10 protein-coding genes are annotated in these 12,009 nt (G+C 35.9%); 5 read left to right on the forward strand and 5 right to left on the reverse strand.

Going from position 1 to position 12,009, the window contains the following annotated elements; translation table 11 throughout:
- Positions 1 to 8 precede the first annotated feature (8 nt).
- A complete protein-coding gene (locus tag IE155_RS00995) occupies positions 9 to 1,865 on the reverse strand; it encodes a M2 family metallopeptidase (protein WP_189376221.1) in 1,857 nt (618 codons plus the stop codon).
- Positions 1,866 to 2,153: 288 nt separating this feature from the next.
- Between IE155_RS00995 and psrA the strand changes: the two genes are divergently transcribed.
- On the forward strand, positions 2,154 to 2,780 hold the full coding sequence (psrA, locus tag IE155_RS01000; protein WP_189376222.1) for a TetR family transcriptional repressor PsrA: 627 nt from the start codon (positions 2,154 to 2,156) through the stop codon (positions 2,778 to 2,780).
- 89 nt (positions 2,781 to 2,869) lie between these two features.
- Positions 2,870 to 3,883 (forward strand): beta-N-acetylhexosaminidase, encoded by a 1,014-nt coding sequence (gene nagZ, locus IE155_RS01005; protein WP_229816925.1) that lies wholly within the window; start codon positions 2,870 to 2,872, stop codon positions 3,881 to 3,883.
- 11 nt (positions 3,884 to 3,894) lie between these two features.
- Here nagZ and IE155_RS01010 read toward each other — a convergent pair whose 3' ends face one another.
- From IE155_RS01010 to nhaB, 3 genes are all read right to left on the reverse strand, one after another.
- Positions 3,895 to 5,601 carry an MFS transporter gene (locus IE155_RS01010; RefSeq protein ID WP_189376223.1) on the reverse strand — a complete coding sequence of 569 codons (1,707 nt, stop codon included), beginning with the start codon at positions 5,599 to 5,601 and terminating at the stop codon, positions 3,895 to 3,897.
- A gap of 138 nt (positions 5,602 to 5,739) precedes the next feature.
- Positions 5,740 to 6,258: a disulfide bond formation protein DsbB gene (gene dsbB, locus IE155_RS01015; RefSeq protein ID WP_189376224.1), complete on the reverse strand. Its 519-nt coding sequence runs from the start codon at positions 6,256 to 6,258 to the stop codon at positions 5,740 to 5,742.
- A gap of 116 nt (positions 6,259 to 6,374) precedes the next feature.
- Positions 6,375 to 7,973, reverse strand: coding sequence for a sodium/proton antiporter NhaB (gene nhaB, locus IE155_RS01020; RefSeq protein WP_189376225.1), 1,599 nt, complete (start codon positions 7,971 to 7,973; stop codon positions 6,375 to 6,377).
- 507 nt (positions 7,974 to 8,480) lie between these two features.
- On the opposite strand from nhaB, the gene fadR reads away from it, so the two are divergent.
- On the forward strand, positions 8,481 to 9,191 hold the full coding sequence (gene fadR, locus IE155_RS01025; RefSeq protein ID WP_189376226.1) for a fatty acid metabolism transcriptional regulator FadR: 711 nt from the start codon (positions 8,481 to 8,483) through the stop codon (positions 9,189 to 9,191).
- A gap of 311 nt (positions 9,192 to 9,502) precedes the next feature.
- Entirely contained in the window at positions 9,503 to 10,642 is a 1,140-nt protein-coding gene (locus IE155_RS01030) for a porin (protein WP_189376227.1), read from the forward strand.
- A 109-nt stretch (positions 10,643 to 10,751) separates the two neighbouring features.
- On the opposite strand, the gene sodB is transcribed toward IE155_RS01030, so the two are convergent.
- Complete coding sequence (sodB, locus tag IE155_RS01035) at positions 10,752 to 11,336, reverse strand: superoxide dismutase [Fe] (RefSeq protein WP_189376228.1); 585 nt, start codon at positions 11,334 to 11,336, stop codon at positions 10,752 to 10,754.
- A 292-nt stretch (positions 11,337 to 11,628) separates the two neighbouring features.
- On the opposite strand from sodB, the gene IE155_RS01040 reads away from it, so the two are divergent.
- Positions 11,629 to 11,967, forward strand: coding sequence for a Grx4 family monothiol glutaredoxin (locus IE155_RS01040; RefSeq protein WP_189376229.1), 339 nt, complete (start codon positions 11,629 to 11,631; stop codon positions 11,965 to 11,967).
- Positions 11,968 to 12,009: the final 42 nt, after the last annotated feature.

Below are 12,009 nucleotides of genomic sequence, written 5' to 3' on the forward strand. Positions count from 1 at the left end.
TAGATTAATTAAAAACCGCACTGTTTGCCTTGATTCTTCTCTTTTAACCAAGCATGTAATGGCGCAAAGTAATCTAAAATAGCGGTAGCGTCCATTTGCTCACTACCGGTTAATACCTTATACGCTTCTTGCCATGGTTGGCTGGCACCCATTTCTAGTACAGTATTTAGCGCGTTTCCGGCTTCTTTACTGTTATAAATAGAACATCTATGAATTGGATCGGTATTGCCTGATATTTCACATAATGCTTTATGAAATTCAAATTGCTGTATATGGGCTAAGAAATAACGGCTGTACGGAACACCACCTGGAACGTGATACTTTGCACCAGGATCAAATGCATCTGCTGAACGTTCAATAGGAGCAGTAACTCCTTGATATTTCTCACGTAATTCCCACCATGCGGTATTGTAGTTTTCAGGTGTTATCTCACCTGAGTATACTTTCCAACGCCATTGATCAACGAGTAAACCAAAAGGTATAAAAGCAACTTTATCTAAAGCCATTTTTAACAGTAAGCCAATATCTTTTGATTCATCAGGAATACTGTCAATTAAGCCTATTTCTTTAAGGTACTTTGGTGTTACTGATAACGCGATAGTGTCACCAATAGCTTCATGAAAGCCGTCATTTGCACTTCCTTGATAAAATACTGGTTGGTTTTGGTAAGCGCGCTGATAAAAATTATGTCCAAGTTCATGATGGATAACGTTAAAGTCTTCACCTGTCTTTTGAATACACATTTTTATGCGAATATCATCTTTTGAATCTAAATCCCATGCTGATGCATGACATACTACATCTCGGTCTTTAGGCTTAGTAAATAATGAACGTGTCCAGAATGTTTCAGGTAATGCTTCAAACCCTAAGGAGGTAAAGAATTTTTCAGCGCCTTTTACCATTTTTATTTCGTCGTAGCCATGTTTAGCTAATTGTTTGGTCACATCATAACCAGGATCTGCATCTTCTGGCGCAACTAAATCGTAAATATTCCCCCATGATTGCGCCCACATGTTACCTAATAAATGTGCAGGAATTGGTTTGTCTTGTGGTACTTTATCTTCACCATATTCTTCACCCAACTCAGAGCGAACATAGCAATGTAAATCTTCATATAGTGGTTTAACTTGTCCCCATAAACGATCTAACTCTTGGGCAAACTCGCTTGAAGACATATCATAATTTGAACGCCACATTACGCCTAAATCTTCGTAACCTAAACCTTTAGCACCTTCATTGGCTAATTCTGATTGACGAACAAAAGCCGATTTCATCGCCGGACTTACGGTACGCCACCCTTCCCAAAGTTCAAGAAGTTCATCGTAATTGCGTGACGTAGCTAATGTTGCGGTCATATCACCTAAACTTAGTTTTTCGCCGGCTTTGTTAGTATAAGTGCCTTTACCATACATACTATTTAATTCAGAGCCTATTCTTGCTAGTTCAGCAGACTTTTCGGGATCTTGAGGGGCAGGCATAACCAGGCTTTGTTTAAGAATATTTAACTTTCTGCGTTGATCATCTGTTACTTTTACATCGTCATATTTTGCTGCTTCCATAGCAAACCTGACACCGGATTCGGTTGATTTTTGGCTGGCGAGTGCGGCTAATATATCTGTATCGTCAGTAATAAAGTTGGCGTTGATCCAAGCGGCTCTTGCTCCTTCTAAATTTAATGCAATTATTTCTTTTTCAACGGCCGTTAAGAACTTTTCAGCATCTTGAGAGGTTAATTCTTTAGCTACTATAGATGATGAATTAGCTTGCTCAGTTTCAGCTGATACTGTTTTATTATTATCGTTACAAGCACTTAATGCTGCCACTAGACATAAGGCTATACTTGAGTGTTTAAATGTTTTTATCATGAGTTGTAATAATCCTGTTAATTTGCAATGAATAGTATAAGCAAATGAGTAACAGTGGCAAGGGGCTGTTTGAATTAAAGGATACAAACAAAAGCTCTTTAACTGTGGAACGGACGAAGTGATAGTTTACATGTTAATTGCAGCCCGCTTTATTAAAAGATAATGAATCAAAACAAAGATTGTAAAGTGTATGTAAACCTTATTATACAAAAGGTTATTGCATGTTTTAAAACGCTTGTTTAAACTGACTGTGAAAATATAGTTAATTAAGATAATTTGGCGTAGTAAATGAGCACAAAAAATAAAATACTCGATGCAGCAGAAAGTTTGTTTGCTGATAAGGGCTTTAACGGTACATCGTTACGTGAGATCACGAGCTTGGCAGAAGTCAATTTAGCCGCGGTGAATTATCACTTTGGTTCTAAAAAAGAACTGATTAAGTCGGTAATGTCTCGCTATATGGACGAGTTAGCACCCAATTTAGTCGCAGCATTAGAGGATATTTGTGATCATCCTGAACAACCTACCTTAATTGAAGTATTTTCAGCGTTTATAGAACCTTTATTATCACTCAATGTGTTTCGCCAAAATGGTACCAGTAACTTCTTGCAGTTATTGGGGAGAGGTTATACTGATAGTCAGGGATTTTTACGTTGGTTTTTTACCACACAATACCCCGGTGTGATCAGTAATTTTGTTTTAGCGGTTCAAAAATCTTACCCAGAACTAACACCGGAAGAAATTTTTTGGCGATTACATTTTACTATGGGAACAGTAGTTTTTGCCATGTCATCAAGCGATGCGTTAATGGATATTGCTAAAAATGATTTTGATAAAAACTTGGATATAGCTGATGTAATTCAAAAAGTCATCCCGTATGTTGCAGCCGGTGTTGCAGCGCCTATTAACAAATAAAAAATAACTCATTTTCTGATCATATAAGCACTTTGATTTATATAATTAATTCGTTAAAGTAACGACAATTTTAGCGATAAAGAGTTGTTATGGGACCATTAATGCTTGACGTAGCGGGTACGTCGTTAACTTCAGAAGATAAAGAACTGCTTGAGCACCCCCTTGTTGGCGGTTTGATCCTTTTTACTCGAAATTATGAATCACCTGAACAACTTTCTGAATTAACATGCTCTATTCGAGATGCGGCAAGGAGTGAAATTTTAATTGCTGTGGATCATGAAGGCGGACGAGTACAACGCTTTCGTGAGTATTTTAGTAAAATCCCTGCGATGGGAGCTATTTATACACTTGCTGAAAATAATATCGAACAAGCAAAAGCTATCGCTAAGCGATGTGGCTCATTAATGGCAATTGAAGTGCAAGCTGTAGGCATCGATATCAGTTTTGCTCCTATCTTAGATATTAATGGGATCAGTGATGTTATCGGTGATCGTAGTTTTCATAATAACGTTAATTATATTGCGCCATTAGCTGAAGCTTTTATAAGTGGAATGCAAGCGGTAGGAATGAAAGCAACAGGAAAACATTTTCCAGGCCACGGTAGTGTACAAGCAGACTCACATGTTGATATGGCCATTGATAATCGTTTATACACTGACATACAAGCACTAGATTTAATTCCTTTTAAAACATTAATTGCTGAGAATAAATTAGCGGCAATGATGCCCGCACATGTAATTTTCCCAGATGTTGATGATAAATCGGTAGGCTTTTCACGTATTTGGTTGCAAGACATTTTACGAAAGCAACTTGGTTTCGAAGGAGTGATATTCAGTGATGACTTATCAATGCAAGGAGCCTCTTCCATTGGGGGATATGTCGAAAGATGCGAAGCGGCACAAAGTGCTGGTTGCGATATGCTTTTAGTGTGCAATACACGTGATGCAGTTATTGAGGTGTTAGATAATGCTAATTTAACCATTGACTTAACTAGTGCACAGCGAATAAAGCAAATGCTCAAAACAACTGATATGAATTGGCGATCTATGAAGACTAATGCATTGTGGTTGCAACTTAATAGCGATATTCAACAGTTGTTTTAGCTTAAAGTCGATTACACATCAATTTTAGTTGGTTGCCATTGAGGCAACCAACGCTTATGAAAAACAATCAATAATATCGCTGTAATTAAACCAATACTCGCATATAAACCCCATAAACCTAATGGACTATTTAACTCTTGGGTAAAATAAGGGTAACTCCAGCCAGAAAGTACTCCAGCAAATAAAAAGCCTAATGCCATTGATACAAAATAATACCCCATGTACATCGCACTGTTTTCTTTAGGGGCTATTGCGGCAACATATTCTTGGCTTTTTGGTGAAGCAATCATTTCTCCAAATGAAAACATAATAATTGATGTAGTGATAATTGCGCCGCTAAAAAGTAAGCCATGGGCTAAGCCTGTTAATACAAAGGAAGCTGCGATAACGATAGTGCCAAAGACAATAACAGGTAACGCATTATAGCGATTAAAAAACTTACTGATAAATAATTGGCATAAAATAATGCAACCAAAATCAAGATTGACAATATATTCAGGGTTTACTTGACGATAATTTTGCGCCCATTGCTTCGCTAATTCTACCGCGCTTAACTCTTGTGATTGTAGAGACTGTAAACCATTAACAATAACTTCTTTAGGGATCATGACCTTATAATTAACTAGTTCAAAATATAATGCATTGAGGGTTTTAACATCATTTAAATTAAGCAGTGATTGTTGCTCAATAAAGATGGTGAGTTGCTCAATGTTTACCCCTGCTAAAAATGTTAAAGCTGAAGGCATTAACCAACTGATCAATTGTACTAAATCTTGGGTGTTAACATAATCTCTAATAAACAGTGGGGTAGTAATAAATAGTTGCAAATACATAGTCCAAAAACCTGTTAAAATTAACAGATAGATGATAAATGATTTATTGCCTATCTTAAGTTTTTGCAAATACCATTGTGGATAAGTCGTTGCAATTAAGCGATCCCAACAATAGTTGATTGTTAACCAAACAATAGTAATGTATGTAAAAGTCAACCAAGTTATAGTGCCTTTCGCTGCAATCATGAGTAAGATAATTAACGGTACAATTAATAGGGCTAATCTACCATTACCTAACACTTGTTGGGCTTCATTTAAGACTTGTTTTAAAGACTTATTGTCGTTATTAACTTTAGGTTCTTTATAAAAGAAAATGGCAGGAACAAAGTTAATTGCGATCCAAAGTGATGACATAATAAACACCATATCCCAGCCAATAACACGTACATAACCGGCAATTAATGGCCCTAAAAAACCACCGATATTTACCATAGTGTAAAAAATGCCAAAGCCAAGACCTCTATTTGAACTATCGGTTACTCGGCTTATAGTGCCAACAACTATTGGTTTAAAACAAGCTGCGCCTATGGCAACCGCAAAGAAAACACTACAAAAAGCCCAGAAACTAGTGACTTGTCCTAACAAGTAGTAGGCTGGGGTCATAATTATAAAAGAGATAATAAACATCTTTTTATAACCGTATCTGTCAGCGATAGCGCCAGTGATCACCGGAAATAAATATAGAAAAAAAGGCACCATCCCTTGTAAGAAACCACGTTCTTGATCTGAAAACCCTAAACCCCCCTGTGAGGTTGGGCTTGTCATATAAAGTGAGGAGAGGGTAAAAAAGCCATACCAAGCTAAGCGCTCGAATATCTCCATAGTATTGGCGACATAAAAGGTAGAGTTAAATGGTGTACTTTTCTTTTGTTGTATTGAAGACATTTTATATTATTATTTTTTGATATATTGTATACAACTTATATTGTTGTAAAAAAATAAGCAAATATTTATCGACAATATTTGCTTATTAAATTTACGGGTAATATAAAACTTAATATATAAGCTTTTTATGGGTTTTATTTATAACGATCTTTTATGGTAAAGACTCGCAACAACTATCGCGGCTAAAGTTGCGGTATATATGCTGTAATTAATTATCATCCACTGGGGCATTGTATATCCTACGAACTGCCAATGAATATCGCCACAATCACCAGTTGCTGCAAATAATGCAGGGATCCATTCATGTAATGGAGCCCAAGAAGGGAAGTTAGGTACGAACTCGCAACTAAATAAAAATGACATTGTAGAAGATTGTGCTTCAACATGCTCAAGAGCAATTAATAAGCCCCAAATTGCGCCTGTTCCCCATAAACCAAAAGCGACAAGCCTAGCGATAAGATATTTAGCGCCAATACTTCCAATAACGCCAGCAAAAAATATTGCCCAAATAGCGACTCGCTGATATATGCACATTATACATGGGGCTAAATCTAATACGTATTGAAAAAATAATGCTGCAAACTCTAGCCCTAAAGCACTTATTGCTAATAATTGCCATGCACCGGTTCGGGTTGTTAAATTACTTAAAAATTTCACTCAAAAATCCTATATTACTTTTATTATAGATATTGCTGACTTACCTGTAATTTATCAATAACTAGAAAATTAATATATAAAAAAAGCGCTGATAGGCGCTTTCTTTGTAACAATTTTTAATGACTAGCCTGTAATATCGAAGTTTTGCTTACTTGTTTTACTTCGTGGTGTTCAAGTAGTTGAGAGCCATAATAGCCTTGTGTTGTGTTTTCTAAAAAACCTGAAGAGATCGCCATTGCACCAACAAGGCTTAAAATAATAGTATAAGGCAATGCCATTATCACCATACGGCTATACGAAAGGCGTATTAACGGCGCTAAAGCTGATGTTAGTAAGAATAAAAATGCAGCTTGTCCATTTGGTGTAGCTACACTGGGTAGGTTAGTACCTGTATTAATTGAAACAACTAGTAAGTCGAATTGATCTCTGGTGATTGTGCCTGCCATTAAAGCTTTTTGAACTTCAGTTATATATACAGTTCCCACAAACACGTTATCACTAACCATTGAAAGCATGCCATTAGCGATATAAAACATTACGAGCTGCATATTTCCTTCAAAGTTTAGCACCCAAGTAATTACAGGTGTAAAGAGTTGCTGATCTACAATTACTGCAACAACAGAAAAAAATACGGCGAGTAAGGCTGTAAAGGGTAGAGCATCCTCAAAAGCGTGACCAATTTGATGTTCTTCTGTAATACCCGTAAAAACAGTCGCTAGTATAATAACGGATAAACCAATTAACCCCACGGGAGCTAAATGCAAAGCCAGTCCGACAATTAGCCAAATAGCTATTATGCCTTGCATTACTAACTTTATGTTATCTGATGTGTTTCTTTTTTTACTTTCTTCTATATCAAAGTCTTTTAATACATTGTAAACATTTTCAGGTAGAGAAAAACCGTAGCCAAACCATTTTATTTTCTCAAGAAATACGCAAGTCAATATACCTGAAATAAATACAGGAACAGTGACGGGAGACATTCTAATTGCAAACTCGATAAAGTCCCAACCAGCTTGTTGTCCAATAATTAAGTTTTGTGGTTCACCAACGATGGTACACACTCCACCTAAAGCAGTACCTACACCGGCATGCATTAATAAGTTTCTTAAATACCCTCGAAAGTTTTGTAAGTCGTTCCGTGAATATTCAGCAACATCCTTATCAGAAGTATGATCATGTACTTGTTGTGGCTCTTGATTAGACGCGACTTTGTGATATACAGAATAAAAACCAATTGCAACACTGATGATCACGGCAATTACGGTTAATGCATCTAAAAAAGCAGAAAGAAAAGCACCTGAAAAGCAAAATAAAACAGAAACCGTCGTTTTAGAGCGTACCTTCGTTACTATTTTTGTGAATAAAAATAACAACAAGTTTTTCATAAAAAATATGCCAGCAACCATGAATATGAGTAATAAAATGACCTCAAAGTTGAGGATCATTTCATGCATCACTTGGTTTGGAGATGTCATGCCAATAGCGATGGCTTCAATTGCTAAAAGTCCACCAGGTTGTAGTGGATAACACTTTAAGGCCATGGCTAACGTGAAAATAAACTCTATGACTAAAGCCCAACCTGCAATGTAAGGATCGACAAGAAAAAAGAGCATGGGGTTCAGTATTAGAAATGTTAAAATTGAGAGTTTGTACCACTCTGGAGAATTACCGAGAAAATTCTTAAAAAAAGCACTTAAAAATGATTGTTGCATAGTTGGCTTTCATTCCTTTAGCACTAATATCATGAAAAGTGATGATATTAGTTAGATGTTTTTAGCTAAATTAACGCTTTAATTTAGGTCTTTTAAAATAAGTTAATCGACTCAAATTTTTATAGGCTAATCTTAAGGTTTAATAACGCGGCGTATGGTATTTTTAATTGGAGAATACAACTATGATCTGTATCAAACTTTGGAATAAATAGCTTATTTTCTTTTTAGTGTTGAAACGTGCATCAATTTAGCAAATGATCATACATGCATCACATGAGATTCATACTCAAGACATAATGTGAGATTTTTTCATATATATTTGAATGTTTATTCAGTTAAAAGAGCATTATTGTTTCTTTAAGTAGGTCAAAAATCTCATGTTGCGCAGTAAAATCACTTTCGTTGTGTATGACTACAAATTTAATCAATGCTAATTTTCTTGTACCTCAGCTCTCTTCTGGTACAATCAGTAGAATTTTATAAAAACTCAAAGGTCGCTAGAACCATATGGTTATAAAAGCACATAGTCCAGCTGGATTTGCTGAGCAATATATCGTTGAATCAATCTGGAATGGCGGTTTTCCACCAGGATCTATTTTACCGGCTGAAAGAGAGTTGTCCGAATTAATAGGTGTTACTAGAACAACATTACGTGAGGTTCTTCAACGTTTAGCGAGAGACGGTTGGCTTACTATTAAGCATGGTAAACCGACTAAAGTTAACAATTTTTGGGAAACATCGAGCTTAAATATTCTTGAAACATTAGCTCAGCTAGACCAAGAAGGTATTCCAGATCTAGTCGATAACCTTATGTCAGCTAGAACCAATATAAGTGCCATTTACGTGCGTGGTGCGATTAAAAATAATCCTGAAAAAACTATCGAATTACTCCAGCAATATAATGAAATTGAAGATACTGGCGAAGCATTCGCACAATTTGATTATCAATTAAATAAAGAGTTAGTTGTTGCATCAGGCAATTCAATCTATTTATTAATATTAAATGGCTTTAGAGGATTATATTCTCGAATTGGTAGTTTATACTTTTCTCACCCAATGGGTAGAGAATTATCACGTCATTACTATGATAAACTCATAGCGCTTGCTCAAGAAGGTAAGTTTGATGAGTCTGTCTATGCTGTACGTAAATATGGTATTGAGTCAGGTAAACTTTGGGCTGAGTTAAAAGATGATGTACTTAAAGAGTTAGTAGAATAATAGCGATAGTTTCACTTAATTCTCAACATCTCTTCAATAAAGCAAATATAACTTATCTAAGGCTAAGGTGTATTCGCTTTTTTTTTAATTTTAAATCATCATCACTTATATTTTGGCATGTTTCCTAAAAATATTTGATTTTATTGTGCATTTCCTTGATGGATGCTATTTATGTTCTACACTTTGAATTAGTAGATATTTGATTATTCAATTTAAATAACAGTTACATAAGTTTAATCGTTTATATTGAAGTAAACATATAGGAAGTTTTTAAAGATATGATACTAGTAAACTCTCTTGGGAAAAAATTTATGAAAAAACCAATTAATGTATTAATGTTAAGTGCCCTTATAGCAACATCACCAGCTTCAGCTGATATTGCATTTAACGGATTTGCAAGCATAGTTGCAGGTGCAACCACCTCAAGTGACGAACAATTATGGGGTTTTGGAGATTCTGATTATTTTAAACCAGGCTCTTTATTTGGCCTACAAGTATCAAGCGATTTAAGCGAAGGGTTGTCGGTAACCGCTCAAATTATTGGCCGTGGTGCAGACGATTGGGATCCTAAGTTTGAATGGGCTTATCTAGGATATCGTGTTAACGATAGCTTGAAAGTGTTAGTAGGTCGTCAACGCGCTCCATTATATATGTATTCGGATTTTCTTGATGTTTCATACGCATACCCTTGGATTACTCCTCCGCGAGGCGTTTATGATCTTCCATTAGATTCTATTGACGGGGTTAGTGCTGTTTATGATTTTGAACTTGGAGAGTTTAGTTCTACGTTACATGTAGTTTATGGTGCTAATACGGATGAAATTAATGCTTTTGGTGAAACAATAAAACCTGACTTTGACGATATTTTTGGTGCAGCTTTTACGGCAAATAAAGATTGGTTAACACTGCGAGCGGCTTATTTTACGGCTGAAAGTACGCTGCCTCTTGCTGCAACCCAACCATTGGTTCAGGGATGGCAAATGACGCCTTTTGCTGAAGTGGCTAACAGTATTACGCTTACTAAAAAAGACACAAGTTTTGCAGAACTGGGATTCCAACTTGATTTTGATAGTTTCTTCATTGTTGGTGAATATACCGAGTTACAAATTAAAGATAGTTTTTATCCGAAAGAAAAATCTTCTTATATTATGGCGGGCTATCGATTTAGCGATAAAGTCGCTCACATTACCTTTGGACAAGATGAAAGTTCAGTTAATCGAATTACTGGTACTGTGCCTTACGGTTTAGATCCAACGCTAGATTACTTAAAAGCTCAAACCGATGGCTTAGCAGACTCACAAGCCAATGACACTAACTATGTTACTATTGGGCTTCGTTGGGATTTCCATGATTCTGCAGCATTAAAATTCGAATATAGCGATTATCAAGATGATTTAGATTCAAACGCTGATGCTGGTTTATTTAAAGTGGGCCTTGTCACCGTATTTTAATGCAGCAATTTGGTTAACTTGTCCAAATTATTTAACAAGTTGATATATAAAAAGGGAGAGTAGATATCTACTCTCCCTTTTTTAATGCACTATTTTAGATATTTGCGAATTAGCCTGCAAAGTTTGCACTAGCAAATTCCCAGTTAGCTAAAGCCCAAAATGCTTCCATGTAGCTAGGGCGTAAGTTACGGTAATCAATGTAGTAAGCATGTTCCCACAAATCAACAGTGATCACAGGCGTAACACCATCGTCAGTTAGTGGCGTTGCTGCATTTGAAGTATTTACAATAGCTAAGCTACCATCCGCATTTTTTACTAACCATGTCCAGCTAGAGCCAAAGTTGTTAATAGCACTGTCAGTGAATTTTGCTTTAAATTCAGCAAAAGAACCAAAGCTTGCATTAATTGCATCAGCTAAAGCGCCTGTTGGTTCACCACCGCCATTAGGGCTTAAGCTGTTCCAGTAAAACGTGTGGTTCCATATTTGAGCAGCATTGTTGAAAACACCACCTGAAGATGTTTTAACGATATCTTCTAATGACTTACCAGCAAATTCAGTGCCTTCAATTAAACCATTAAGTTTAACAACGTAAGTGTTATGGTGCTTACCGTAATGGTATTCTAGGGTTTCAGCTGAAATGTGTGGCGCTAATGCGTCTTGTGCGTAAGGTAAAGCTGGTAATTCAATAGCCATTATATTCTCCAGAAATTGATTAGATATAAATTAGATGTAAATAGTTTTGCCCAAAACAAACTACTACTTTGTTTTTACTTAAAACCGAGTAAAATACTCGGGTATTATAAATCTTCGCATAGTTTACCCAAATATATAGGTATTACTAGTGTATTTATCAAGGTTAAAAAGGATTAACTTAGAATTTTTTTTGATTATTAGTCACTATTGCATTGAATAATGGAGGAGTAGGACCCATCATCTAATGCAATGTTGATTAAATCCAAAATAGTTGAAATATAGGGGCTAAAGAATGGAACAAGATACGATCGAACGTATTAAAGAACAGATTGCTCAAAACAGTATTTTATTATACATGAAAGGCTCACCCAAGCTGCCTAGTTGTGGTTTTTCTTCTCAAGCGTCTCAAGCATTAATGTCTTGCGGTGAAAAATTTGCTTTTGTTGATATATTACAAAACCCTGATATTCGTGCAGAATTACCTAAATATGCCGAATGGCCTACTTTTCCTCAACTTTGGGTTGAAGGTGAATTAGTTGGCGGTTGCGATATTATTATGGAAATGTATCAAAAGGGTGAATTACAAGAATTAATTAAAGAAGCAGCATCTAAAGCCGCTTCTGAAGAATAATTTTAAGCTTTCTTGAAATTTATTAGGTCGTCTCTATATTAA

It is taken from the genome of Thalassotalea profundi (assembly GCF_014653195.1).
Lineage (GTDB): Bacteria > Pseudomonadota > Gammaproteobacteria > Enterobacterales > Alteromonadaceae > Thalassotalea_B > Thalassotalea_B profundi.

Bases quoted from the DNA above. Each gene is read 5' to 3' on its own strand.
- IE155_RS00995 (WP_189376221.1), bottom strand. From the start codon at position 1,865: ATGATAAAAACATTTAAACACTCAAGTATAGCCTTATGTCTAGTGGCA.
- psrA (WP_189376222.1), top strand. From the start codon at position 2,154: ATGAGCACAAAAAATAAAATACTCGATGCAGCAGAAAGTTTGTTTGCT.
- nagZ (WP_229816925.1), top strand. From the start codon at position 2,870: ATGGGACCATTAATGCTTGACGTAGCGGGTACGTCGTTAACTTCAGAA.
- IE155_RS01010 (WP_189376223.1), bottom strand. From the start codon at position 5,601: ATGTCTTCAATACAACAAAAGAAAAGTACACCATTTAACTCTACCTTT.
- nhaB (WP_189376225.1), bottom strand. From the start codon at position 7,973: ATGCAACAATCATTTTTAAGTGCTTTTTTTAAGAATTTTCTCGGTAAT.
- fadR (WP_189376226.1), top strand. From the start codon at position 8,481: ATGGTTATAAAAGCACATAGTCCAGCTGGATTTGCTGAGCAATATATC.
- IE155_RS01030 (WP_189376227.1), top strand. From the start codon at position 9,503: ATGAAAAAACCAATTAATGTATTAATGTTAAGTGCCCTTATAGCAACA.
- sodB (WP_189376228.1), bottom strand. From the start codon at position 11,336: ATGGCTATTGAATTACCAGCTTTACCTTACGCACAAGACGCATTAGCG.
- IE155_RS01040 (WP_189376229.1), top strand. From the start codon at position 11,629: ATGGAACAAGATACGATCGAACGTATTAAAGAACAGATTGCTCAAAAC.